This is a genomic window from Gordonia sp. NPDC003504 (genome assembly GCF_053587995.1).
Window position 1 is genome coordinate 564,581 of record NZ_JBSFPC010000002.1, and the last position, 22,638, is coordinate 587,218.

Below are 22,638 nucleotides of genomic sequence, written 5' to 3' on the forward strand. Positions count from 1 at the left end.
CCGAGGCGTGCGCGGCGTCTCACATCACCACGCCGCCCGGCGACCATCCGACCACCTCGGTATCGTCTGACCCACACCATCACTCGAGGAGAAGTGGGAGACGATGCGCGTTCTGGTCACCGGGGGCGCCGGATTCATCGGCGCGAACTTTGTGCTTCGTACCGTCGAACAGCGTCCTGACGTGCGCATTCGCGTCCTCGACAAGCTCACATATGCCGCGAATCCGGCCACGCTCGCACCGGTGTCGGATGTCGTCGAACTGATCGAGGGCGACATCGCCGACGCAGCCCTGGTCGATCGGCTGGTCGGCGACTCCGACCTGGTGGTGCATTTTGCCGCCGAATCCCACAATGACAATTCGCTCGCCGACCCGTCGGACTTCATCCAGACCAACCTGGTGGGCACTTACACCCTGCTCGAGGCGGTGCGCCGGCACGACGTCCGCTATCACCACATCAGCACCGACGAGGTGTACGGCGACCTCGAACTCGACGATCCGGCCCGCTTCACCGAGGCAACCCCATACAACCCGTCGAGCCCGTACAGCTCCACCAAGGCCGGTAGCGATCTGCTGGTGCGGGCGTGGGTGCGCTCCTTCGGGGTGGCCGCGACCATCTCGAACTGCTCCAACAATTACGGCCCGTATCAGCACGTGGAGAAGTTCATCCCGCGTCAGATCACCAACGTGCTCTCCGGTGTCCGGCCCCGCCTCTACGGCGACGGCCGCAACGTGCGCGACTGGATTCACGTCGACGACCACAACGACGCCGTGTGGACCATCATCGAGAAGGGCGAGATCGGCGAGACGTACCTGATCGGCGCCGACGGCGAGGTGGACAACCGCACCGTCGTCGAGACCATCCTGGAACTGACCGGACAACCGCGCGACGCCTTCGACTTCGTCACCGACCGCCCCGGTCACGACCTGCGCTACGCCATCGACTCCACTCGCCTGCGTACCGAATTGGGTTGGCGGCCACAGTATGTCGACTTCCGATCCGGCCTGACCGCAACCATCGACTGGTATCGGGCCAACCCCGACTGGTGGCAGACCGCCAAGCAATCCGCGGAGTCGAAATACGCTGTCACCGAACGGGTTCTGGGCTGACGCCGTCCCTTCGCTCAGCGACGGCAATCTCCACGGTCGCCGCGACCAGCGTTCCGACGGCGGCCACGGCCGGTCACCACGCTGATGAGGGCATAGATCCCGCCGACGAACCACAGGATCATCACGACGATCAGTACGTAGTCCCAGAACACCCGGCCCTCACACCCCCGCCGGCACCGTCGCCGTCAGGAACGCGATCTGATCGCCGACCACCCGCTCGAACGCGTCCCCGACGTAGATGTCGAAGTGCCCGTAGGGGTAACACTCCAACGTGATCATCGGATTCGCTTGCGCCGCACGCACAGTCGGACCCACCGGCGCGACGGTGTCGGCGTCGCAGGCACACACCAGGGTGGGGATGCGGATCTTCTTCATCGACCGCGCAGGCGAATGCACCGAGATCGCCAGACCGATCCGGGCCGCCACCTCGTTGCGGAACGCCGACCCCTCGGGCACCAACCCCAGGTACCCGGGCACCACATCGGGGGCGGTCATCAGCGCCGTGTCGTGACCGGTGCCGGCGAGTGCGACGAGGACCGGTTCACGGCGCAGCACCATCGACACGAGGTCGGCGACACCCCGCGCCGACACCTTGGCCGCGCCGCGGCGATCGAGCGCCAACGTCGACGCCACACCACTGGTGAACGGGCACTGCGAGATCGCGGCGGCCAGATCGGGGTGGCGGGCGGCCAGAACCAGCGCATGACCGCCGGAGAACGACGTCCCCCACACGATGACGCGGGCCGCATCCACGCCGGGCAGGCTGCGCGCGTATGCGATGGCGGCGTCGTAGTCGGCGAGTTGCCGACGAACCGACAGCAGCTGCCGGGGTTGCCCGTCGCTGTCACCGAAGTGCCGGTAGTCGAAGACCAGACACGCATACCCCGCCTGGGTGAAACGCTCGGCGAAGGCGTCGAGTCGCATGCCACGCACCCCGCCGAGGCCGTGCGCCATCACGATGATCGGCGGATCCGGCGTTCCCGGCTCCGCATCCGGCCGGTACCACCACGCCCGGATCGTCGTTCCCGACGACGCGAACTCCACATCGGACCGCTGCACACCCATATCCACCCCTACAAGTCTCGTCGCGGGCGTCACCGTTGTCGTCGGGTCGTGCGGATCACAGCATCCTCGCGGCCATCTGTCAGGCTCGCCGCCTACCGTGAACAGTATGCGTGTACTCGTCAGCGGCGGAGCCGGCTACATCGGCTCACACACCGTCATCAGACTCGTCGAACATGGCCACGACGTGCTCATCGTCGACGACTTCTCCAACTCCAAGCCGACGGTCATCGGCCGGCTCGAGGCCCTGACCGGCACACATATCCCCGTGCACGCCTTTGACCTCACCGACGTCGACAAGACTGAGCATCTGTTCGCCCACGAGCAGATCGACGCCGTCATCCATTTCGCCGGCTTCAAGGCTGTCGGCGAGTCGGTGGCCAAACCGCTCGACTACTACCAGAACAACCTCGACTCGACGTTCTCGCTGCTGCGGGCGATGGGCCGGCACGGCGTGTCGACGTTGGTGTTCTCGTCGTCGGCGACGGTCTACGGCGCCGAGCCCGTGCTGCCGATGACCGAGGACTCCCCCACCTCGGCGACCAACCCGTACGGCTGGACCAAGGTGATGATCGAGCAGGTGCTGCGCGACGTCGCCGCCAGTGACGACGCCTGGCGCATCGCGGCGCTGCGGTACTTCAACCCCGTCGGCGCCCACCCGAGCGGGCAGATCGGCGAGGACCCGTCCGGCATCCCCAACAATCTGATGCCTTTCGTCGCGCAGGTCGCCGTGGGCCGTCGGGACAAGCTGTCGGTGTTCGGTGACGATTACGACACCCCGGACGGCACCGGGGTGCGCGACTACATCCACGTCGACGACCTCGCCGCCGGTCACGTCGCCGCCCTGGAGCAGATCAGCACCACCGACCCCGGCCTGTCTGTGTGGAATCTGGGTACCGGACACGGTGTTTCGGTGCTCGAGGTGATCAAGGCCTTCGAGCGTGCCAGTGGCCGGGAGATCCCGTATGAGATCGCACCGCGCCGCGCCGGCGACATCGCCGCGTCCTACGCCGATCCGTCGCGGGCCAACGCCGACCTGCACTGGAGCGCGGAGAAGACCATCGACGACATGTGCGTTGACACCTGGCGGTGGCAGTCGGGCAATCCGAACGGCTACCCCGACGCCTGACCCCGACGCCTGACCCCGCCCGAAACCCATGACCACGTGACCCTGGCCGAATATTGGTTGTAGTTCTACAATCTTTGTATGTCTACAACTACCTCCGTCGAGCTGACCCCTCGCCGCAAGACGGTCATCCTCGCGACCTGTTGTATGAGTCTGCTGATCGTGTCGATGGACGCGACCATCGTGAACGTCGCCCTTCCCGCGATCCGCACCGACCTCAACGCCTCGGTCTCGTCCCTGCAGTGGGTCATCGACATCTACACGTTGGTGCTGGCCAGCCTGCTGATGCTGTCCGGGGCGACCGCCGACCGATACGGCCGGCGCCGCCTCTTCCAGATCGGGTTGATCACCTTTGCCGTCGGCTCCCTCGCCTGCAGCCTCGCCCCGTCGATCGGCATCCTCATCGCCGCCCGCGCCCTCCAGGCGATCGGCGGTTCGATGCTCAATCCGGTGGCGATGTCGATCATCACGCAGGTCTTCGTCGATCCCAAGGAACGCGCCCGGGCGATCGGCATGTGGGGTGCGGTCGTCGGGATCTCGATGGCGGTCGGTCCGATGGTCGGCGGCGCCCTCATCGACCTCATCGACTGGCGGGCGGTGTTCTGGGTGAACATCCCGATCTGCCTCATCGCGGTCACCCTGACCGCGCTCTACGTGCCCGAATCACGCTCACCCGTCATGCGCACCCTCGATCCCGTCGGTCAGGCCCTGGCGGTCCTCGCGCTCGCCGCGGTCGTCTACGGCCTCATCGAGGGACCGGGCCACGGGTGGGGATCGCCGCGCACGATCATCGTGTTCGCCGTCGCCGTGCTCGCCTTCGTCGGATTCCTCATCGCCGAACGCCGTCATCGCGATCCGTTCATCGAACTGCGCTTCTTCCGGAGCGTGCCGTTCTCCGCCGCGACCGCCATCGCGGTCTGCGCCTTCGCGAGTTGGGGTGCGTTCCTGTTCCTGATGTCGCTGTACCTGCAGGAGATCCGCGGCCTGTCCGCGATCGCGACCGGCGCCATGTTGTTGCCCGCCGCACTCGCCGTGCTGATCCTCTCGCCGCTGTCCGGGCGGGCCGTCGCCCAGTTCGGCACCCGTCCGTCCCTGGTGGTGGCCGGCATCGCGATGCTGATCAGTTCGGCCCTGATGATCACCATCGACGCCGGCACCTCCCTGGTGCAGATCGGCATCATCTTCGCGATCTTCGGCATCGGCTTCGGCGCCATCAACGCGCCGATCACCCACTCCGCGGTCAGCGGCATGCCACGACACCGGGCGGGTGCGGCCGCCGCGGTCGCGTCGACCAGCCGGCAGGTCGGCGTCAGCATCGGGGTGGCGCTGGCGGGCAGCATCACCGGCGTCGCCGCGGCCGGGATCGGCCCGTCCTTCAGCACCGACATGCACCCAATGTGGCTGCTGGTCGTGGTGTTCTCCGCGACCATCCTGATCCTGGGGATCGTGTCGACGACGCGGTGGGCCAAGCACACCTCCAACGAGGTGGCTCGCGTGCTGATCGATCCGGAGCCCGCCGATGCCTGAGTCCCGCGCGTCTGAGCCGACCGACGCCGACCGCCTGCGCACCGAGATCTGGCGCGCCATCGCCGCCGCCGTCATCGACTCGCGCGATCAGTGGAGGCGCGACGTGGTCGCGACCACCGGGCTCCCCTTCAGTCGCTACCGCGTGCTCCGACGCGTCGCACGAAAGCCGATGACACTCAAGGAGGTCGCACATGCGGCGATGATGGACGCGCCGGCCGCGTCGGTGGCCGTGTCGGACCTGGAGTCCGCCGGGTATGTCACCCGGGAACCGTCACCCACCGACCGCCGATCCAAACACGTCCTCGTCACCGACGCCGGCCGCACTCTGCTGGATATGGTCAACAACATCGCCGACCCGCCGCCGGAGACATTGATGAGGGCCACCCCCGAACAACTCGCGGTGTTGCACACCGTGTTCGGCGAGTAGGGGTTTCAGTCACCGTCGCCGACGCGATGGCGACGATGCCCCACCAGCACGACGGCCAGGCAGATCAGCGCCGCGACGACACCGAAGCCGAACATGTCGGTGTAGGTGATCGCCCCGAAACTCTCTGACACCCAAGCCAAGACGGCGGGAACCGCGAAGCCCAGGTACGTGACCCCGTAAAACACCGCCGTCAATCCGGCGAGATCACTACGGCCGGAGGGATTCCGCGCTCCATGGTCACGAGCGATGCGCTGCACCTCCAGCAGTCCGGCGATCATCGCCATGCCGTACCCGCAGCCCAGGACGGTCGCCGCGACCAGCGACAGCCAGATGGTCAGGACGTGAGCAGCCAAGGCCGCCAACACCATTCCAATCGCGAGGACCACCAGCGCACTGACCACGCCACGCACGCCGTCGGGGTCGTCGATGCGGCGACCCAGGGATTGAATGCCGAAACCCGCGGCGAGTCCGAGCACACAGCACAACGCCGCGAAGGCGATCGGCGCACCCGCGGTTCGCGCGGACATCAGCGCCGGAATGACCGCATAGGCCGACGCACACGCCCCGAACACCCACGGCGCCACCGGGAGCACGACGAGCAGGAAGCGGCGGTGTCCGGCCGACGGGATCTTCAGATCATCGAACAGTCGACCCGGATCGGTCTGCCGCGCAACCGTTTCCGGGACTCGTAGGATCAGCACCGCGGCGATCGCGGCGATCGCGATGTTGACGGCGTAGGCGAGGACATGCGGCCACGGCGCCCACTGGGCCAGCGCTCCGGCAACCCCGGCGCCGATGCCGAAGCCGGCGGTCAGGCTCATCGCGGCCCGCCGAGCACCCGCCGCCGCCTTGTCACCGCCCCGGATGCTCAGCTCGGTGATCCAGCTGCCGCCGACGGCCATCGACAATCCCAGTGCCACACCGCTGCACACGCGTCCGATCGACAGCAGCGCCACCGAATGCGCACCGAGCGCCAGGAGCACCGACCCGAGTGCGGCGAAGATCGGCGCGGGCATCATCAGGGGCCGTCGGCCGAACCGGTCCGAGAGCGGGCCGCCGATCAGCAGGGCGGGCACGATGCCCAGCACGTAGAGGAACAGCAGGGCGTCGACCATGACGGCGGAGAACTCACCGCTCTGCCGATACATCACCAGCAGCGGGGTGAACTCGTTGCCGCCCCAGGCCGAGGCGAACACGGCCAGGGCGACTGCGGGCCACGTACGGCGGCGGGTCGTCGTCGACGACGGGAATTCGGTGGTGAGGGTCATCGGTCATCTCCGGGCCGGTTGCGAGTGGCACCGACGCTGTGGACGGCGTCGAGGTGCCTCGTCAACGCGGCGTCGAAGCCGTCGGCGTCGCGCTGCGCGATGAGTTCGAGGAGTTCGGCGTGATCGGCGAGGATGCGCGCAGCGATGCGCGCATCGCGGTGGACGCTCGCGGTCGTCATCCGGCGATGCCGTTCACCGAGTCCGGTGAAGAAGCCGGCGAGCAACTCGTTGTCTCCGGCGACGACGATGAGCTGATGGAACTGGGCGTCGATCCGCGCGAAGTCGGCGATGTCGTCGGCGGGCACGAGGCGATGCCGCTCGAGATTGTCACGCAGTTCCGCGGCCAGCGTCGCCGCCGACGCATCCCCCACGGCCCGCACCGCGTGACCCTCGAGCAATCGGCGGGCGTCGACGACGTCGCGCGCCTCCCGCTCGGTCACCGGGAGCACCAGGGCACCGCGTTTGGGGTAGAGACGCATCCAGCCCTCGGCCTGCAGCCGCAGGAAGGCCTCCCGCACGGGCGTGCGACTGACCTCGCAGCGGCCGGCGACCTCCCCTTCGGAGATCAGCTCACCGCCGGCGATCTCGTTGGTCAGGATGAGCTCCTTGACCTCGCCGTACACCCGGTCGGCGGCCGACGGCACGGACGCATGCAACATAGACACAAGATGAATGCTAGCGGCGGACCGGGCGGAACGGCCACCCCGGAGTTGCACGGAACACAACAACGCGACCACTGTGACCGCGTCGTCGGACGTGGGTGAGACACTTGCGAGCAATCCGCGTGGCGCCTGACCAGGCATGCGATGCGGATGCAACGTGCGACGGCTGACGGCATACCCCCCGCGCTGGCGCCGAGCACGACCACGCCGCGACGCGTCAACGCCGACACGTCGCGCAGAACAGGTGACGCTGAGCCCGTCGCCCGACCAGGAGGAAATGCCCGTGACAAGTACGGACGACAACACCACAACACGACCCGGCGAGCCCACGATCGCCGACGCCCCCATCACCGACGACGAGATCTTTCTGGCCCATGCCGGCGGCAAACTGACCGTGGAACTGCGTTCCCCCATCGAGACCAAGCGCGACCTGTCCATCGCCTACACGCCCGGCGTGGCGCAGGTGTCACGCGCAATCAACGCCGAGGCCGATCTGGTCAACCGCTACACCTGGACCGACCGGCTCGTCGCCGTCGTGAGCGACGGATCGGCCGTCCTGGGCCTCGGCGACATCGGCCCGCGCGCCTCACTGCCGGTGATGGAGGGCAAGTCGGCGCTGTTCCGCACCTTTGCCGGCCTCAACTCGATCCCGCTGGTGCTCGACACCAAAGACCCCGACGAGATCGTCGAGACCCTCGTCCGGCTGCGCCCGAGCTTCGGCGCGGTCAACCTGGAGGACATCTCGGCGCCCCGCTGCTTCGAGATCGAACGCCGCGTGATCGAGGCCCTCGACTGCCCGGTCATGCACGACGATCAGCACGGCACGGCCATCGTCGTGCTCGCCGCGCTCAAGGGTGCCGCCCGGTTGCTCCACCACGGCCTGACCGATCTGCGTGTGGTGATCTCCGGTGCCGGTGCCGCAGGCGTCGCGTGCGCCAACATTCTGCTGGCCGCGGGCGTCGCCGACGTGGTGGTGCTCGATTCCAAAGGCATCGTCTCCGTCGGCCGCGACGGCCTCAACGAATTCAAGGAAGACCTCGCCCAGCGGACCAATCCGCGTGGTCTGGTCGGCGGCGCGGCCGAGGCGTTGGCCGGTGCCGACGTGTTCATCGGCGTCTCGGCGGGGCAGATCGACGAGGCGTTCATCGCCTCGATGAACGACGACGCGATCGTCTTCGCCCTGTCCAACCCGGACCCGGAGATCCACCCGGATGTCGCGGCCAAGCACGCCGCCGTCGTCGCCACCGGACGCAGCGACTTCCCGAATCAGATCAACAACGTCCTCGCCTTCCCCGGCGTGTTCAAGGGTGCCCTTGACGCCGGTGCGCGCCGTATCACCGAAAGCATGAAGATCGCTGCGGCAGAAGCGATCCTGTCGGTGGTCGCCGACGATCTCGCCGTCGACAAGATAGTCCCGAGCCCCCTGGATCACCGGGTGGCGCCGGCCGTATCCGCCGCTGTGGCCGCAGCGGCGCATGCCGAAGGGATCTGCTGAACGGCGCCCTGCCCCGATGACCACAAACGTCCCCGTGAGGCCCTCTCACCGCAATAATCCCGAGCCGGCCGCCCACGGGGACGTTTCTCGTCATTCGGTCTGGGCACCCTCCCGCTCCTGCCAGGTGCACAGACAGATCTCGTTGCCCTCGGCGTCGGCGAGCACCCAGAACTCGGGGGCGTGCTCGTCGGTGACCAGTCGACCGCCGGCGTCGAGGGCCGCGGCCATCCGGTCGGCGACCACGTCGTGCGGCAACCAGAGGTCGACGTGCATCCGGCTGCGTTGTGACCGTGGGGAATCCATCTGCTGAAACCACACCGGTGGGAGCAGTCCGTCGGGGTCTGTGAGGTCGGCGAGGGTGTGCTCGGGATCGTCGCGGTAGCCGAGCACCGCACGCCAGAATGGACGGATCGCCTCGAGGTCGAGGGCGTCGATCGCGAGGTCGAACCGGGCGGGCGGCGCGGCGAGTGGCGACAAGTCCATCTCGGCGGCGATGTCGGCGATGGCACCGGCCAACGCGACGTCGGCCGCGGTGATCCGATGTGAACTGTGCGTACTCAACGTGAGATGCACTGAGCCGTAATGCAGATCAATGTCGGGGTGATGATTCGCCGCCTCGGCCGCGTCGATGATGCGGGCGACGAATCGACCACCGGTCACCATGTTCGACGTGGCGTAGGCCGCCTGCAGGGCGTCCCCGATGACGCGCCACGGATCGGCGACGGCGGCGGTGACCTCGGCGGCGGTGAGGGGTGTGCGTGGGGTTTCGGTCATGACCCGACGATACGACCCGCAATCGCGTGTGACGCGCGGATATCGCTACTATCCTGGGCGCCATGCTGATACCGGCACGGCTGACGGGACGCATCGTCGACGGCGAGGTGGATCTGGCCTTTCGACGATGGACGTCGCCGCGCGTCGCAGCGGGTTCGCGGTTCATCAGCAACGAGATCGTCGTCGAGGTGACCTCGGTCGAGGAGATCACCCTCGCCGACATCACCGACGACGACGCCCGCCGTGCCGGTTTCGATTCCGTGGCCGATGCCGGTAGGCGTTGCGTCGCAACGAAGCTCCCGTCTTCCGGATCGGACTGAGATATGCCGGACCGGACCTCCGCATCGCACTGCGTAACGACGCCACGCTCTCCGACGACGACCTCACCGACCTGCAACGACGACTCGATCGCCTCGACGCCCACTCCACGCACGGCCCGTGGACGCGAGAAGTGTTGTCCCTCATCGGCCGTCGTCCCGCGGTGGTCTCCACCGAGTTGGCCGCCGAGATCGGACGACCACGGCCGAGTTCAAGCTCGACGTCCGGAAACTCAAGAAGCTCGGGCTGACCCACAGCCTCGACGTCGGATACGAATTGTCGCCGCGGGGCGCGGAGTTCCTCCGCCGCGACGCGCAGGACTCATAATCGATCCATGCCCTCGCGTCCGCCTGCGCGTCGCCTGCTCCGTGCGAAGGAACTGGTCGACACCCGATTCGCCGAACCACGCGGCGGATGGAACGAGCCGCGGCGATGCTGCGCGGCACCGACCGCAGCGTCGCCGACATCTGCGCGGCGGTCGGATTGACCAGCGTCGGGTCGTTCACCACCGGTATTCGGTCGGGCCTTCGGCACATCTCCCACCGAACACCGAGAGTCGTTCCCACCCGCAGCCACCTACGCTCGCCTCCCGGCGTGCGTACCGCGCGTCTACGGCCGGCCGGCGGCGACCTCGCGAACCGAGGGCATTGCGCAGACCAACACGGCACACGAGAAGCAGACCCACGCCGTCGGTGCTGCGGCCCGCGCCGAGGGTTTGGCCGCAACATGCGGAGTGATCGACTCGGTGTGACGGCAAGCGCGAGCGCTCACCGAGTCGACCACCGCAGTCCGGTATCGTGAGCCGACGATGTCCAGCGATGTGACCAGCCCCGATGATCGACCTGCAAAGAGTGTCGATCAACTCAGCGAGAAGGGGCGCCGCACACGCGATCGACTGCTCGATGCAGCTCGCGTCGTCTTCGAGCGCGACGGATTCATCGATTCCCGGGTTGCCGACATCGTCAAAGAAGCCGGCGCCGCATACGGCACCTTTTACACCTATTTCCCCTCCAAAGAGGCAGCCTTTCTGGCAGTGATCGAGACCCAGCAGGATGCGATCAAAGAAGCTGCCCGTCAACACGAGGCCGGAGTCGAGCGCCTCAACGCCCGCGATGTGGTCGAGGCCTCCAACCGCGCCTACCTCGAGGGCTACGGCAAACATTGGCGCCTGATGGAAGCGTGGTCGGTGGCCGCCGCTGTTGATCCCGAGATCGGCGGGCTACTCGAGGAGCTGATTCACTTCAACATCGAGCGAACCGAACGCTCACTGTTGCGGCTCCAGCAGCGCGGCGACATCTCGACAGACATCGATCCCCACTACGCCGCGCGCGCTCTCAACGCCATGGTGATGCAGTTCTCCATCCGTATCTTCCGCGACAACCCAGAGGGTGTCGACATCGACACCGCGGTACGCACCATCACCAACATCTGGTGTCAGGGCATTGGGCTCGGCGAGGATGCCCCGGCGTTCGACGCCACACACCCCTGACCGAGATTCACCCCGCGCTCCCCCACCGATAACCACCGCCGCGCCCTGGTGCTCCAGCCGACCGCCCGGGGCTTGTCTGCGCCCGCATCCGCGTCCACATCCGCACACTTGATATTGACATCAATGTCATATTCTCGCTAGATTTCATGTGCCCGCCGTCACATAGCGGTGGCACTGGCGAGAGGACTCCGACATGACAACCGTCGCGATCACCGGACAGGGCGTGATCTCCAGCCTCGGCCTGACCATCCCCGACTTCTGCGCCGGTCTGGACAAAGCCACCGTGGCAGTCGAAGCCACGCCATGGTCGGCAGAGACCGGAGGTCATCTCTACTACTCCCCGGTCACCGGATTCGACCCGACTCACTGGCTCGATGAACGCACCGAACGCGGCAGCGACAGATTCGCCCAGTACGCCGTGGCCGCCGCCGCCGAGGCCGTCGCAGATTGCGGGATCGGCCAGCTCGACCCACTTCGCACCGCCGTGGTCATGGGTACCTCGATGGCGGGAGCAGCAACTCTCGCCGGAGCCCAAGAGGCTTATGACGCAGGCGGTTACGGCTCGGTACCCAAAAAGCTACAGATGATGGCGTGGCCCAACATGGCGGCCGGACACATCGCGCTGCGCTGGAATCTTCATGGCCCGTTGCTGACGATCTCAACCGCATGCGCATCGTCGCTGGACGCGATCGGTATTGCCGCACGCATGATCGCCAGCGGCCAGGCCGATGTGGCGATCGCCGGCGGAACCGACAACGGTGGCGTCAAGATCAGCAGCCTCGGCGCCGCCCGGTACGGCATGTCACCCACCGACATCGACAACCCGCACGAGATCTGCCGCCCATTCGACCGTAATCGCAAGGGGGTCATGGGAGGCGACGGTGCGGGCGTAGTGATCCTCGAGCGCGCCGAACACGCTCGCGCTCGCGGTGCCCGCATCGACGGAATCGTCCGCGGTTATGGTTCGCTGTCCGACGGCTATCACCCCTCCTCCCCCGATCCGTCTGCGCGCTGGGAAATAGCGGCAATGCAGGCGGCCCAAACCGATGCCGGGCTCCACCCCGGCGAGATCGGCGCGGTCGTGGCACACGGCACTGGAACGCCCGTCGGCGACGCCGCCGAGATCTTGGCCATCAACACCGTTTTCGGCGAGTCAGTGTGTGCCACATCCATCAAAGGTCATGTCGGGCATACGGCCGGGGCAGCCGGAGTGATGGGCGTCATCACCGGTCTGCACACCCTCGCGACCCGAGCCCTCCCGCCGACCGCCTCGACCACCGATCTCGAACCCGACATCCAGTTTCGTGTTCCGCTCGGCTCCCCGGGCTCAGTCGATCTCGACGCCTTTCAGGTGAATGCCTTCGGCTTCGCCGGCCAAAACGCCTCGCTGGTCATCAGCCGAGACTGAAGAACTCGGCGACACCCACCGAAAGGACCACTCATGCCCGGATTTGCGTTCACCGACAACCTCGGCGCGATCACCGACTTCGGACTCCACTTCCGCCCCGACGAGCCGGCACTGATCCAACACGACCGTACCTTCACCTATCGTGAACTCGACGAGCGAATCAATCGGGTGGCGTGCGGGCTTCTCGCCGCCGGGATTCACGCCGGCGACCGAGTACTCATCTTGTGGGAGAACGATATCCGGTTTGTCGAGGCCACCTTGGGAACAATCCGTGCCGGTGCCGTTGCCGTCCCGGTGAATCCCAACCTCACCGAAGCGATGCACCGAATGCATCTCAACGACAGCGGCGCCGTCGCCGTCCTTGCCGGCACCACCGCCGCAGCCCACGCCGCATGTTTTGCCGACGATGAACGCGTAATACTGGCGGTCACGGCGGATGGATCTCAATCACACATGGTCGAACACGAGGCATGGCTGGCGTCGTCGCCGGCCCAGCGACCCGAGATGAGTTCACACCCTGAGGAACTGGCCTGGGCGCCCTACACCTCCGGGACCACCGGCACCCCCAAAGGTGTCAAACTTGCCCACCAGATGCTGTTGCGCGATGCCCAACTACTCAGTCAGAACTGCTATCTCAATCCCTCGGATCGAGTCGTCCTGGCAGCCCCGCTGTTCCATATGAACGCCGCAGCATGTGGGATTCTGCCGATGCTCTTTGTCGGCGGTTCTGTGTATATCCTGCCCTCCTTCGAGCCCGCTACCGTGCTGCGCACCTTTGCCGAACAGCGAGCCACTTACTCGTTGGGGGTTCCGGCGATGTTCAAACTCATGTTGTCCCAGCCTGATTCGGAACTCGCACGCGACTACAGCGCCTTGCGATTGATCTGCTGCGGCTCGGCTCCGATGCCACCGAGCCTGATCGACCGGCTCACCGAGGTCTTCCCCAATGCGCGTTTCGTGGAGGGCTATGGGCTCACCGAATGTGGCCCTGCCGCGACGATGAACCCCCTCATCGGTCCTCGCCGAAACGGAAGCATCGGCCGGCCACTGCCTGGATTCGAGGCCCGGATCGTCGACTACGACGGGGAAGAGGTAGCCCCCGGCAACACCGGCGAACTATGGTTGCGCAGCCCGCTGTGTACCACGCTGGGTTACCTGGGACGGCCCGATGAGGATGCCCGTAAACGCAAGGCCGACGGCTGGTTCGCCACCGGCGACCTGGCCGTGAGTGATGAAGACGGCTGGCTCTACTTTCGGGGGCGCGCCGATGATCGCATGAATGTCGGTGGCGAAAACGTGTATCCGGCCGAGGTCGAGGCGATCCTGACCCGGCATCCACAGGTACGCGATGTCGCGGTTGTCGCCCTGCCTCATGACACCAAAGGGCAGGTGCCAGTTGCCTTCATCGTTCGTGAGACCGGGTCCGACCTGGATGAGGCGAGCCTCCGCGAGTTCTTCTTTACCGAAGGTCCTGCATACGCGCACCCGCGGCGGATTCACTTTCTCGACTCACTACCGTTGTCGCCCACCGGCAAGACGGACCGCCGCTCACTGACACGACAAGCCAGGGACACCACACCGGCCGAGATCTCCGGAGGACCACGATGACCCAACCCCTCGTATCCAACCCGTCGACCGATATCGTCGTCGACGATTGGGAACCGGGCATTCGCCGGATCACCATCAACCGAGCTCCTCTGCGCAATGCCTACCGAACCCAGACTGCTATCGAAATAACTTCGGCAATAGCGCAATTCACCGCCGATGACACCGCACGGGTACTCATCATCACCGGTGCGGGCGGGGCCTTCTGTGCCGGCGGGGATCTCACAAGCACGTATGAGACCGAGCACGCCGCGGCCGTCGAGTTCGGGCATGGGGTGGTGATTCGAGAAGGTATGCACTCGGTGATCCGAGCCCTGGCGATCTGCGAGAAGCCGGTCATCGCCATGATCAGCGGCCCTGTAGTTGCCGGCGGTCTGGCCCTGGCGCTGGCGTGCGATATCCGCATCGCCGATGCCACCGCCCGACTCGGCGACACCTCCGGCCGCGTGGGCCTGCTCCCCGATGAGGGGGGAGCATGGTTGTTCAGTCACGCCATGGGCACCGACCAGGCACTAAAGATGCTGTGGGGCAACGAGATCTACGATGCACAACAGGCACTCGAGCTGGGGTTGCTCACCGAGGTCGTCGACGACGCCGCGAGCGCCACCCTCGCACTCGCCCGCAAGTTCGCGGCAACCGCACCACTGACTACCCGAATCGTCAAGCGGTTGGTGCGCAACGCCGGCGTGCAGACTCTTGATCAATCGCTGCGCGAAGCCGAGTATGCCGTGGAGATCATCAATCACACCGCCGACGTGGCCGAGGGCATCAGTGCCTTTGTCGGCAAACGTACTCCCAAGTTCAGTGGGCGCTGAGAGATGAGCACCGACGTACCGCCGACAATTGATGAGACTCGATACGCCGCCCCCATGACAGGACCACTATCCGGGGTATCGATCCTCGACATGTCTCGACTGGCACCCGGCCCCTATGCGACGATGCTGCTCGCCGATCTCGGCGCCGAGGTGACCGTCGTGGGCGGCGGTCGGGCAGGGCTACCACTGGATGCGGTGTCCCGGGGCAAGCGGTTTATCTCGTTGGATCTCAAATCTACTGCTGGCCAACAGGCATTGCATCGGCTGGCCGCCGAATCCGATGTCTTTGTCGAGAGCTTTCGCCCCGGTGTCGCCGCAAGACTCGGGGCAGGCTATGACGATCTGCGCGGTATCAGACCCGACCTGATCTACTGTTCCCTGACCGGATACGGCCAGGACGGACCAATGCGGAACGCGGCCGGCCACGACATCAATTACCTTGCGATGAGCGGAATGTTGGCAATGTTGGGGCCCACCGATGGTCCGCCGAGCATCCCACTGAACCTGGTGGCAGACTTCGCCGGAGGCTCTCTCGTGGCGGCAATGGCCATCGTTGCCGCGCTCTTCGAGCGCACCCGCTCCGGGGCCGGCCAATACCTCGATGTGGCGATGGTGGACGGGGCAGTGTCGCTGATGTCCATGCACCGCCAGATGTGGGGAACCTCGGCCGCCCCCAGCCGCGGGGAGAGCGTATTAGCCGGAGCCGCACCGTTTTACCGGTGTTATGAAACCTCCGACGGCCGATACATGGCCGTCGGCGCGCTGGAACCGCAATTCTTTGCAGCACTGTGGTCAACGCTCGGGCTCGGTGCGGTGCCACCCCAGTATCCACGCACCGCCTGGCCGCGGATCGCGGCCGACCTCACCGCGGTATTCGCCTCGCGCACCCGTGCGGAATGGACCGAGGTCTTCGCCGGAGTGGATGCTTGTGTCTCCCCGGTCCTCGACCCCGACGAGGTGTCCGCCGATTCTCATATCCGGTACCGGCACAGCTTCACCTATGACTCTGCTGCTCCGGCGATCCCCCGGCTCTCGCGTACTCCCGTGCGAGCCGGTGCCACTGATCGCACCGACCAGACTGAGGCTGTGTTGTCGGGAGCAGGCATGACAGCAGAACAGATCTCGGCCGCGCACGACACCACCGAACCGACCGGGCTGACCGGCTGGCCGGATATGTGAAGCCCCGCCATGTCTACGCCACCGATCACGCGCCGTCTGCGGCGCCCCAACTCATCAGGAGACAGTAATGAACGAAGTGACGCTCGCCAGGAGCGGCGCAATCGCCACGGTGACCCTCAACCGTCCCGAGGCGATGAACGCGATGAACGACGCCCTCCTCGACCAGCTCGTGGAAACCCTTGAGTCGCTGGACGGCGACGAGTCAACCCGGGTCGTCGTCATCCGCGGGGCAGGCCGCGCCTTCTGCGCGGGTGGTGATCTCACCGTTGATCACACCGGGCTCACCCCTGCGGTGGCCGAAAGCCGTCTGCGCGCGCACGTCCGGGCGGCAGAGATCCTGCGCGCAGGTCACATGGTGAGTATCGCTGCGGTCGACGGCGCGGCCGCAGGTGCGGGCTTTGCACTCGCCGCCGCGTGCGATCTCCGGGTGATCTCCGAATCGGCGGTCTTTCGCGCCGCATTTCTCACCGCGGCCATGAGCGGTGACTTCGGGTTGTCATGGTCGTTGACCCGACTCATCGGGTCGGCCCGCGCCCATGAAGTCTTGTTGCTCAACGAGAGAATCACCGCCGCTCGGGCCGTCGAGATCGGCCTGGCATCGCAGAGCGTCGTCGCCGCAGAGTTCGAGTCGCACCTCGACGCCATGGCCCAGCGATTGGCCGCCGGCCCGCCTCTTGCCCTCGCCGCGATCAAAGCCAACCTCAATGACGCCACAGAACTCTCCTTCACCGAATGCCTTCGCACAGAATGCCGTCGACATGTGGCGACCGGCCTCAGCGCCGATGCCACCGAGGCCGGCCACGCATTCTTGGAGAAGCGTCAACCCCGGTTCGTCGGCCGCTGACGAGCCCGCAACTACACCTCCACCACTCAATGATCAGGAGAATCCATGTCTGAAAACACTTCTCAGGTGGCCATGGTCACCGGAGCCGCCCGCGGCATCGGAGCAGCAGTAGCCGCCCGCCTACTCGCCGACGGCATGGCTGTGGCATTGCTCGACAACGATGCCTCCGAACTCGAGCCAACCGCCAAAAGGCTGTCGAATAAGGGCACGGTGCACCACGTGGTGACCGACGTCCGCGATCCCGATGCCGTTGCCGCAGCAGTGGAATCGACGAAGCAGACCCTTGGGGACCCCACCGTCCTGGTCAACGATGCCGGATACATCCGCGATAACCTCTTTCACAAGATGACACTGCAGGATTGGGATGACGTGATGAACGTGCACCTGCGCGCGGCCTTCATCACGACTCAGGCGGTTCAGCCGTTCATGGCGGCCGCCGGCGCCGGCCGCATCGTCAACATCTCCTCGGTCGCCGCGTTGGGCAACCGTGGGCAGAGCAACTACAGCGCAGCCAAGGCCGGTATCCAAGGGTTCACCAGGACGCTGGCCGTCGAGTTGGGTCGATTCGGGATCACCGCGAATGCCATCGCTCCCGGCTTTGTCGACACGGCGATGACCCGAGCGACTGCCGCACGCATGCGGATGGAGTTCGATGATCTCGTGGCCACGGCGTCCAAGCAGATCCCGCTCGGTCGGGTCGGCCAGCCCGAGGATATTGCTGGAGTCGCCTCCTTCTTGGCCGGGCCGGATTCGGCCTATGTCACCGGCCAGGTCATCTACGCCACCGGCGGGCCCACGGTCTGACCTGAACACATCGGTTTCGAGGGCGATCCGGTCTTGCCAGATTCATAGGCGTATCTCGTTACCCTCAACGTCGGCCAGCACCCACGCATTCGGGCGCAAACTCGTCGCTCACGAGGTGCCAACCGGCCGCGATCACCGCAGCCATCCGCTCGGCGACCGCATCATGGGAAACCCATGGGCCGACGTGGGTGCGGCTGCGTTGCGGTCGCTCGGTGTCCATCTGTTGAAACCCACACCGTCGGCAGGATGCCGTCGGGGTCCTCGAGGTCGGCCGTGGTGTTCGGGCCCGTCACGTAGGCCGGCGCCGCCCGCCAGAAGGGTGCGAGCGGCGATGTCGAGTGCGGCGAGGTCGATGTCGACGCGCCCGAACGGGCAGGGGTGCCTGCAAGCGTGAGCTCGGCGGCGATCGCCGCGATCGTAGTGGCCGGGGCGACGTCGACCCTGGTGATGCGGCGATTGCTGTGCGTGCTCAGACGAATGTGCACTGAGCCGTATCGCAGGTCGATGTCGGGATGGTGATCGGCCCGCTCGGAGGCATCGATGATGCGGACGACAAAGGTGCCAACGGTGACCATGTTCCCGGTGCGGAATGACGCATGAGCGGCGTCGGCCATCACGCGCCAGGGGTCGCCGAGCTGCTCAGTGGCTTCGGCAGCGGTTACCGGCTACGTGGAGCGGTCACGATCCGACGATACGACCTTGCATCGCCGACCGAGGCCCGGCCGGTTTTGGCTCCCCGAAGCCCACTCGCTACACTCGTGGGCGCTGCCTCGCGCAGCACGCCGCCCTAGCTCAGTCGGTAGAGCAATTCACTCGTAATGAATAGGTCAGGGGTTCGATTCCCCTGGGCGGCTCCACGAGAACACACAGTTCACAGCAGTCTTCGGGCGTGACCACATGGCTGGTTCCGGCACGCAGGTTCCCCCGCACGGACGCGACACGGTGCTCGACGCCTTCCTGCGACCCAGAGTCACGGCTTGCCACAGTCGAGTTCACCGGTCTATGAACGCTGGTGCTTCGACCGACCACTGCGCCGCACTCGACAGTTTGGAGCATGACGAGCAGAGGCAGGAAGACGGCGACTGCCTGAGCAACTGCGAAGACCAGCACCTACCAGGCCGCAACCGGAGACATTCGTGAGGTAGCCATGTCTCGACCATTCGGACGTAGCGGACATGTGAACGGCCGCCCCGGGTAACCTCTAGCGATGTCGATGACCGCCGAACGACCCGACATTGTGGAGTAGACGTGATCCTGCCGATGATCCTGGCACTGGTTGCCGCCATGCTGTTCGCGCTTGCGTCGGTACTCCAGGCGAAGGGCACCCAGGGATTGCCGGACGAGGGCGCGACCGGCGCAGGATTCCTGGTGACTCTCGCCCGCCGCAAGACCTGGCTACTCGGTATCGGCGCCGACATCCTCGGATTCGTGGTGCAGGCATGGGCGTTGGCGGTCGGCAGTCTCATGCTCGTGCAGCCATTGTTGGTGAGCACCTTGTTGTTTGCGCTACCACTGGCCGCGATCACCGAGCACCGCAGGCTAATCGCCCGGGAATGGATTTGGGCGGCAATACTCTTCGCCTCACTGGTGGTATTCATGGTGCTGGGGCAACCGATGCACGGCATCGAGGATCCCGCGTTCAGTGCATGGATCATTCCGATCATCATCATCGTGCCGCTGGTCGCGGTGTGTGTCGGAGTCGGCTCGCGGCTGCCACACGGCACCTGGCGGTCATTGGCACTGGCGATCGCAGCCGGTGTCCTGCTGGGGGTTTCGGCCCCACTGACCAAGACCACCATCGCCGAGTTCGGCCATGGCTTCCTGACCGGATTGGCGAGTTGGGAGTTCTGGGCGATGGCGGTGACGGCCACCCTCGGAACGCTGTGGCAGCAGTCCAGTTACCAGGCCGGCGACGTACAGACGAGCCTGCCCGCGGTGACCGTGCTCAAACCGGTTGCCGCGATGGCATTGGGCCTCACCATCTACCAGGAAAGCCTGCGGGTCGGGCACGCCGGAGACATCGTCGTGATCGTCGCACTCGCCCTCATGTTGGCATCGACGATCATGCTGGGCCGACTGTCGGCACCCGACAACGCCTCTGCCGCAACCAATTCCGGAACCGTGACGTCGAACGGCACACTGGGCGCACCCCAGACCGACTGATCCGGGATGCGCCGAGGAATTTTGGACAAGACCGGGGGATTTCTGTAATCCACCCCGGCCTCTGGTTCAACAAGCGAGTTACAGCATCGCGTGAACGTGGTGACGAGAGTATCAGGTTGCCGAGCGTGAACGCCAATCGGTTTTCCCTGACCCGACGGAACCGGGGCACCGACAGTTGCCGATCGGCCGATTGGCACACGCCGGAAAACGCTGTTACACAGCGATGTTGACCGAAGAGATTACGCCTCGACGCCCCGCCGGGGACGCTCCTCGATCCATCGCGTCGAAACTCGCGCACCAGGATGTCCCACATGGTGTAGACCACGAACGCGACCGGCGCGAAGATCAATCCACTCACCACGGCATCCCGGAAACTCTGGTCGCCCCACGTCGCTACCAAGATCGTCGTGATGACGAATAGAATCAGTGGGGGCTTATTCCCCCGAACGTGCTCACCCGACGAGAATGGAAGACCGGGAGGCCGCGTAGTCAGGCGTGTCGGCCCCGTAGAGGACACGCAGAATGCCCGGTGACGTGACGACGCACCGGGCATTCCGATGTGGTTCGCGAGGCGCGCTCAGGCCGCGGGCACGAGCGCGGGGCTCGGGCCCGTGTCGGACGGGTCCTCGCCGGCCGGGGCTTCACTCGCGGGCACCTCGACGTCCGGTGCGAGTTCTCCGGAGCCACCCTCGGGTTCGGTCTCGAGTTGCGGCTGCGGATCGACCTGCGGGTTCCCGTCGCCCTCTGCGCCCGGCGGGATGACGCCCCCCTTGGCCCTGAGCCGGGGCGGAACCCGCCGAAACTGCTGCCACTCGCACACCGACCACCTCACCAGGCCTCACCCCGCAAACGCCGACAGCCGTTGGGGTTGCTCCACCGATGAATAATGGGAGGCGTCGCCGAGGAGTATCCGACTCGCCTGTCCGTGAATGTCGACGGGGACGTCGCCTGCCAGCGTGATGCGGTGGAGTTCGCGCTTCTGATTGCCGAAGTCGGCGATGCCATAGTGCTGGGTGGCACGGTTGTCCCAGATGACCAGGTCACCGTAGCTCCAGTTCCATCGGAAGGTGTTCTCCAGCTTGGTGATCCGCGCCTGGAGAAGCGCGTGCAGGCTTGCGAACTCGGATGCTTTGAGGCCGCGGAACTCCGTGGCGAAATGGCCGAGCAACAGACTGCGCTCCCCGGTCTCCGGGTGTACTCGCACCACCGGATGCAGCGTGTAGAACTCGGTGCTGGTGAATTCGGTGTAGTGCGCTTCCTTCTGGACCACATCAATTCCGCCGGACGCCTCCTTCTGTCCGGCGTAGTCGTACAGGTTGGAATGCGTGGCCCACAAGTCATCGACCAAGGAACGCAATGGTTTCGGTAGCTGCTCGTACGCCGCGACGATGGACGCCCAGGTGGTCGCACCACCGTAGCTCGGCAGCACTATCGGACGCAGCAACGACGCCTTGGGGATGCGGTCGACGAAGGTCACGTCGGAATGCCAACTGTTGGCCGCGCCTTCGATGGTGAGCAGTTGTTCGCCTCGCGACGTCACCGTCGGATGCGGTGCGGTGGGTTCGCCGAGTCGGCGCGCGAAGGCGTACTGGCTGTCGTCGTCGAGATGCTCCTGACCGGAGAATACGATCACCTTGTTGACGGCCAACGCGGTCCGGATCGCCTCGGACTGCTCGTCGGTGACGTCGCCGCCAAGTCGCACGCCCTCCACGCGAGCACCGATGTGCTCCCCCAGCTTGGTCACCGTGATATCGGAAGCATGCAGCATTCCGACTCAGGTTGATTCCAACGGCACGCGCCGCGGGATCGTGGCGTCGGGCCGCCTCACCCGCGCGGCATCAACTCGACGATCGCGATCGGCCGGCTTGTCTTGGCCTGATACTGCGCGTACCGGCCACTGTTCACCTTGTCGGCGATCTCCCAGCGCAGGGCGTAGTCGGGGTCGTCGGGATAGGTGGCGCGAGCGGTGACCGGAATGTGCTTGCGCCCGACCTGGATCTCCACCTCGGGGATGGCCTTGAGGTTTGCCAGCCACGCCGGCGGACGGGGTGATCCGCCGTTGGACGCGACGACGAGGTAGGCCTGCCCGTCCCGGGCGTAGGTGAGGGCGGTGGTGCGGGGTTGACCGGTCTTGCGTCCGGTCATGTGCAGGAGCAGCGTCGGATTACCGAACAACAGCCGATGCCCGATCAGGCCACCGGAGTGCTCGTAGATCCACTGGTGCGCGTGCAACGCACGCACGAAGAGACTGGCCACGACAGGGCCCTACGCGGACGAGCCGCCGCCCTCGGTGTCATCGGAGGCCGGATCGTCGGAGGGAGCGTCACCAGAAGATGGGGCATCAGAGACGGACGCTGCGCTGTCGTCCGACGTCTCGTCGGCGAGCGGGTCGTAGCCGGGGACGCCTTCGAGCACGGTGAGTTCGTTGTCGATCGCCGCGCCGAGCGCCTTGGCGTCCTCTTTGATCTTGTTGATGAAGTCCGACATGCTCACTCCTCGCCGACCGCGGCACCGGTTTCTCCGGCCGATACTCGCCGTCCAGGGTACAAGAGCCGGCGGCCGCG

The 22,638-nt window shown here is 66.0% G+C and carries 24 protein-coding genes, 1 tRNA gene and 1 pseudogene; 17 read left to right on the forward strand and 9 right to left on the reverse strand.

Going from position 1 to position 22,638, the window contains the following annotated elements; translation table 11 throughout:
* Positions 1 to 103: 103 nt before the first annotated feature.
* The gene (gene rfbB / locus ACWDPV_RS06845; RefSeq protein ID WP_449742296.1) at positions 104 to 1,108 is read left to right on the forward strand and encodes a dTDP-glucose 4,6-dehydratase; all 1,005 of its coding nucleotides are present in this window, start codon (positions 104 to 106) and stop codon (positions 1,106 to 1,108) included.
* 159 nt (positions 1,109 to 1,267) lie between these two features.
* Here the strand turns inward: rfbB and ACWDPV_RS06850 are convergent, their stop codons facing one another.
* Entirely contained in the window at positions 1,268 to 2,173 is a 906-nt protein-coding gene (locus ACWDPV_RS06850) for an alpha/beta hydrolase (RefSeq protein WP_449742297.1), read from the reverse strand.
* A gap of 106 nt (positions 2,174 to 2,279) precedes the next feature.
* On the opposite strand from ACWDPV_RS06850, the gene galE reads away from it, so the two are divergent.
* The 3 genes from galE to ACWDPV_RS06865 all read left to right on the forward strand — a co-directional run bounded on the left by galE (position 2,280) and on the right by ACWDPV_RS06865 (position 5,250).
* Positions 2,280 to 3,299, forward strand: coding sequence for a UDP-glucose 4-epimerase GalE (galE, locus tag ACWDPV_RS06855; protein WP_449742298.1), 1,020 nt, complete (start codon positions 2,280 to 2,282; stop codon positions 3,297 to 3,299).
* Positions 3,300 to 3,377: 78 nt separating this feature from the next.
* A complete protein-coding gene (locus tag ACWDPV_RS06860; RefSeq protein WP_449742299.1) occupies positions 3,378 to 4,823 on the forward strand; it encodes a DHA2 family efflux MFS transporter permease subunit in 1,446 nt (481 codons plus the stop codon).
* On the forward strand, positions 4,816 to 5,250 hold the full coding sequence (locus ACWDPV_RS06865; protein ID WP_449742300.1) for a MarR family winged helix-turn-helix transcriptional regulator: 435 nt from the start codon (positions 4,816 to 4,818) through the stop codon (positions 5,248 to 5,250). The genes ACWDPV_RS06860 and ACWDPV_RS06865 overlap by 8 nt, the downstream gene beginning before the upstream one ends.
* 5 nt (positions 5,251 to 5,255) lie before the next feature.
* Here the strand turns inward: ACWDPV_RS06865 and ACWDPV_RS06870 are convergent, their stop codons facing one another.
* Positions 5,256 to 6,518, reverse strand: coding sequence for an MFS transporter (locus ACWDPV_RS06870; RefSeq protein WP_449742301.1), 1,263 nt, complete (start codon positions 6,516 to 6,518; stop codon positions 5,256 to 5,258).
* Complete coding sequence (locus ACWDPV_RS06875) at positions 6,515 to 7,177, reverse strand: GntR family transcriptional regulator (protein ID WP_449742302.1); 663 nt, start codon at positions 7,175 to 7,177, stop codon at positions 6,515 to 6,517. Before ACWDPV_RS06875 ends, ACWDPV_RS06870 begins: the two co-directional genes overlap by 4 nt.
* Before the next feature lie 280 nt (positions 7,178 to 7,457).
* Here ACWDPV_RS06875 and ACWDPV_RS06880 point away from each other — a divergent pair, with 280 nt between their 5' ends.
* Positions 7,458 to 8,675 (forward strand): NAD(P)-dependent malic enzyme, encoded by a 1,218-nt coding sequence (locus ACWDPV_RS06880; protein WP_449742303.1) that lies wholly within the window; start codon positions 7,458 to 7,460, stop codon positions 8,673 to 8,675.
* Between the two features lie 90 nt (positions 8,676 to 8,765).
* On the opposite strand, the gene ACWDPV_RS06885 is transcribed toward ACWDPV_RS06880, so the two are convergent.
* Positions 8,766 to 9,449 (reverse strand): VOC family protein, encoded by a 684-nt coding sequence (locus tag ACWDPV_RS06885; RefSeq protein ID WP_059036365.1) that lies wholly within the window; start codon positions 9,447 to 9,449, stop codon positions 8,766 to 8,768.
* A gap of 62 nt (positions 9,450 to 9,511) precedes the next feature.
* Here ACWDPV_RS06885 and ACWDPV_RS06890 point away from each other — a divergent pair, with 62 nt between their 5' ends.
* The 10 genes and pseudogenes from ACWDPV_RS06890 to fabG all read left to right on the forward strand — a co-directional run bounded on the left by ACWDPV_RS06890 (position 9,512) and on the right by fabG (position 17,911).
* Positions 9,512 to 9,769 carry a hypothetical protein gene (locus ACWDPV_RS06890; RefSeq protein ID WP_449742304.1) on the forward strand — a complete coding sequence of 86 codons (258 nt, stop codon included), beginning with the start codon at positions 9,512 to 9,514 and terminating at the stop codon, positions 9,767 to 9,769.
* Positions 9,730 to 10,017 (forward strand): hypothetical protein, encoded by a 288-nt coding sequence (locus ACWDPV_RS06895; RefSeq protein ID WP_449742305.1) that lies wholly within the window; start codon positions 9,730 to 9,732, stop codon positions 10,015 to 10,017. Before ACWDPV_RS06890 ends, ACWDPV_RS06895 begins: the two co-directional genes overlap by 40 nt.
* A gap of 84 nt (positions 10,018 to 10,101) precedes the next feature.
* A pseudogene (locus ACWDPV_RS06900) lies at positions 10,102 to 10,518 on the forward strand (helix-turn-helix domain-containing protein).
* A gap of 57 nt (positions 10,519 to 10,575) precedes the next feature.
* Positions 10,576 to 11,256 carry a TetR/AcrR family transcriptional regulator gene (locus tag ACWDPV_RS06905; RefSeq protein ID WP_083533907.1) on the forward strand — a complete coding sequence of 227 codons (681 nt, stop codon included), beginning with the start codon at positions 10,576 to 10,578 and terminating at the stop codon, positions 11,254 to 11,256.
* A gap of 193 nt (positions 11,257 to 11,449) precedes the next feature.
* The gene (locus tag ACWDPV_RS06910) at positions 11,450 to 12,664 is read left to right on the forward strand and encodes a beta-ketoacyl-[acyl-carrier-protein] synthase family protein (protein WP_059036368.1); all 1,215 of its coding nucleotides are present in this window, start codon (positions 11,450 to 11,452) and stop codon (positions 12,662 to 12,664) included.
* A 33-nt stretch (positions 12,665 to 12,697) separates the two neighbouring features.
* Positions 12,698 to 14,272 carry a class I adenylate-forming enzyme family protein gene (locus ACWDPV_RS06915; protein ID WP_059036369.1) on the forward strand — a complete coding sequence of 525 codons (1,575 nt, stop codon included), beginning with the start codon at positions 12,698 to 12,700 and terminating at the stop codon, positions 14,270 to 14,272.
* Positions 14,269 to 15,084 carry an enoyl-CoA hydratase/isomerase family protein gene (locus ACWDPV_RS06920; RefSeq protein WP_449742306.1) on the forward strand — a complete coding sequence of 272 codons (816 nt, stop codon included), beginning with the start codon at positions 14,269 to 14,271 and terminating at the stop codon, positions 15,082 to 15,084. The genes ACWDPV_RS06915 and ACWDPV_RS06920 overlap by 4 nt, the downstream gene beginning before the upstream one ends.
* 54 nt (positions 15,085 to 15,138) lie before the next feature.
* The gene (locus ACWDPV_RS06925; RefSeq protein WP_157079384.1) at positions 15,139 to 16,263 is read left to right on the forward strand and encodes a CaiB/BaiF CoA transferase family protein; all 1,125 of its coding nucleotides are present in this window, start codon (positions 15,139 to 15,141) and stop codon (positions 16,261 to 16,263) included.
* 67 nt (positions 16,264 to 16,330) lie between these two features.
* Positions 16,331 to 17,107, forward strand: coding sequence for an enoyl-CoA hydratase-related protein (locus ACWDPV_RS06930; RefSeq protein WP_059036372.1), 777 nt, complete (start codon positions 16,331 to 16,333; stop codon positions 17,105 to 17,107).
* Between the two features lie 45 nt (positions 17,108 to 17,152).
* Positions 17,153 to 17,911: a 3-oxoacyl-ACP reductase FabG gene (gene fabG, locus ACWDPV_RS06935; protein WP_449742307.1), complete on the forward strand. Its 759-nt coding sequence runs from the start codon at positions 17,153 to 17,155 to the stop codon at positions 17,909 to 17,911.
* 161 nt (positions 17,912 to 18,072) lie between these two features.
* On the opposite strand, the gene ACWDPV_RS06940 is transcribed toward fabG, so the two are convergent.
* The gene (locus ACWDPV_RS06940) at positions 18,073 to 18,525 is read right to left on the reverse strand and encodes a 4a-hydroxytetrahydrobiopterin dehydratase (RefSeq protein ID WP_449742308.1); all 453 of its coding nucleotides are present in this window, start codon (positions 18,523 to 18,525) and stop codon (positions 18,073 to 18,075) included.
* Between the two features lie 167 nt (positions 18,526 to 18,692).
* Here ACWDPV_RS06940 and ACWDPV_RS06945 point away from each other — a divergent pair.
* Both ACWDPV_RS06945 and ACWDPV_RS06950 read left to right on the forward strand, forming a co-directional pair.
* A tRNA-Thr gene (locus ACWDPV_RS06945) sits at positions 18,693 to 18,768 on the forward strand.
* A 391-nt stretch (positions 18,769 to 19,159) separates the two neighbouring features.
* Positions 19,160 to 20,074, forward strand: a complete 915-nt coding sequence (locus ACWDPV_RS06950) for a DMT family transporter (protein ID WP_449742309.1) — start codon at positions 19,160 to 19,162, stop codon at positions 20,072 to 20,074.
* A 577-nt stretch (positions 20,075 to 20,651) separates the two neighbouring features.
* Here the strand turns inward: ACWDPV_RS06950 and ACWDPV_RS06955 are convergent.
* From ACWDPV_RS06955 to ACWDPV_RS06970, 4 genes are read right to left on the reverse strand one after another with little or no spacing between them, the layout of a single operon-like run.
* Positions 20,652 to 20,894, reverse strand: coding sequence for a hypothetical protein (locus ACWDPV_RS06955; protein ID WP_348808350.1), 243 nt, complete (start codon positions 20,892 to 20,894; stop codon positions 20,652 to 20,654).
* Between the two features lie 18 nt (positions 20,895 to 20,912).
* Complete coding sequence (locus tag ACWDPV_RS06960) at positions 20,913 to 21,842, reverse strand: TauD/TfdA dioxygenase family protein (RefSeq protein WP_449742310.1); 930 nt, start codon at positions 21,840 to 21,842, stop codon at positions 20,913 to 20,915.
* A 56-nt stretch (positions 21,843 to 21,898) separates the two neighbouring features.
* A complete protein-coding gene (locus ACWDPV_RS06965; RefSeq protein ID WP_348808352.1) occupies positions 21,899 to 22,330 on the reverse strand; it encodes a nitroreductase family deazaflavin-dependent oxidoreductase in 432 nt (143 codons plus the stop codon).
* Between the two features lie 9 nt (positions 22,331 to 22,339).
* Positions 22,340 to 22,561, reverse strand: coding sequence for a hypothetical protein (locus ACWDPV_RS06970; RefSeq protein ID WP_449742311.1), 222 nt, complete (start codon positions 22,559 to 22,561; stop codon positions 22,340 to 22,342).
* Positions 22,562 to 22,638 lie beyond the last annotated feature (77 nt).

Excerpts from the sequence above, each read along its gene's own strand:
- rfbB (WP_449742296.1), top strand. The coding sequence starts at position 104 with ATGCGCGTTCTGGTCACCGGGGGCGCCGGATTCATCGGCGCGAACTTT.
- ACWDPV_RS06850 (WP_449742297.1), bottom strand. The coding sequence starts at position 2,173 with ATGGGTGTGCAGCGGTCCGATGTGGAGTTCGCGTCGTCGGGAACGACG.
- galE (WP_449742298.1), top strand. The coding sequence starts at position 2,280 with ATGCGTGTACTCGTCAGCGGCGGAGCCGGCTACATCGGCTCACACACC.
- ACWDPV_RS06860 (WP_449742299.1), top strand. The coding sequence starts at position 3,378 with ATGTCTACAACTACCTCCGTCGAGCTGACCCCTCGCCGCAAGACGGTC.
- ACWDPV_RS06865 (WP_449742300.1), top strand. The coding sequence starts at position 4,816 with ATGCCTGAGTCCCGCGCGTCTGAGCCGACCGACGCCGACCGCCTGCGC.
- ACWDPV_RS06870 (WP_449742301.1), bottom strand. The coding sequence starts at position 6,518 with ATGACCCTCACCACCGAATTCCCGTCGTCGACGACGACCCGCCGCCGT.
- ACWDPV_RS06875 (WP_449742302.1), bottom strand. The coding sequence starts at position 7,177 with ATGTTGCATGCGTCCGTGCCGTCGGCCGCCGACCGGGTGTACGGCGAG.
- ACWDPV_RS06880 (WP_449742303.1), top strand. The coding sequence starts at position 7,458 with ATGCCCGTGACAAGTACGGACGACAACACCACAACACGACCCGGCGAG.
- ACWDPV_RS06885 (WP_059036365.1), bottom strand. The coding sequence starts at position 9,449 with ATGACCGAAACCCCACGCACACCCCTCACCGCCGCCGAGGTCACCGCC.
- ACWDPV_RS06890 (WP_449742304.1), top strand. The coding sequence starts at position 9,512 with ATGCTGATACCGGCACGGCTGACGGGACGCATCGTCGACGGCGAGGTG.
- ACWDPV_RS06905 (WP_083533907.1), top strand. The coding sequence starts at position 10,576 with ATGTCCAGCGATGTGACCAGCCCCGATGATCGACCTGCAAAGAGTGTC.
- ACWDPV_RS06910 (WP_059036368.1), top strand. The coding sequence starts at position 11,450 with ATGACAACCGTCGCGATCACCGGACAGGGCGTGATCTCCAGCCTCGGC.
- ACWDPV_RS06915 (WP_059036369.1), top strand. The coding sequence starts at position 12,698 with ATGCCCGGATTTGCGTTCACCGACAACCTCGGCGCGATCACCGACTTC.
- ACWDPV_RS06920 (WP_449742306.1), top strand. The coding sequence starts at position 14,269 with ATGACCCAACCCCTCGTATCCAACCCGTCGACCGATATCGTCGTCGAC.
- ACWDPV_RS06925 (WP_157079384.1), top strand. The coding sequence starts at position 15,139 with ATGACAGGACCACTATCCGGGGTATCGATCCTCGACATGTCTCGACTG.
- ACWDPV_RS06930 (WP_059036372.1), top strand. The coding sequence starts at position 16,331 with ATGAACGAAGTGACGCTCGCCAGGAGCGGCGCAATCGCCACGGTGACC.
- fabG (WP_449742307.1), top strand. The coding sequence starts at position 17,153 with ATGTCTGAAAACACTTCTCAGGTGGCCATGGTCACCGGAGCCGCCCGC.
- ACWDPV_RS06940 (WP_449742308.1), bottom strand. The coding sequence starts at position 18,525 with ATGGCCGACGCCGCTCATGCGTCATTCCGCACCGGGAACATGGTCACC.
- ACWDPV_RS06960 (WP_449742310.1), bottom strand. The coding sequence starts at position 21,842 with ATGCTGCATGCTTCCGATATCACGGTGACCAAGCTGGGGGAGCACATC.
- ACWDPV_RS06970 (WP_449742311.1), bottom strand. The coding sequence starts at position 22,561 with ATGTCGGACTTCATCAACAAGATCAAAGAGGACGCCAAGGCGCTCGGC.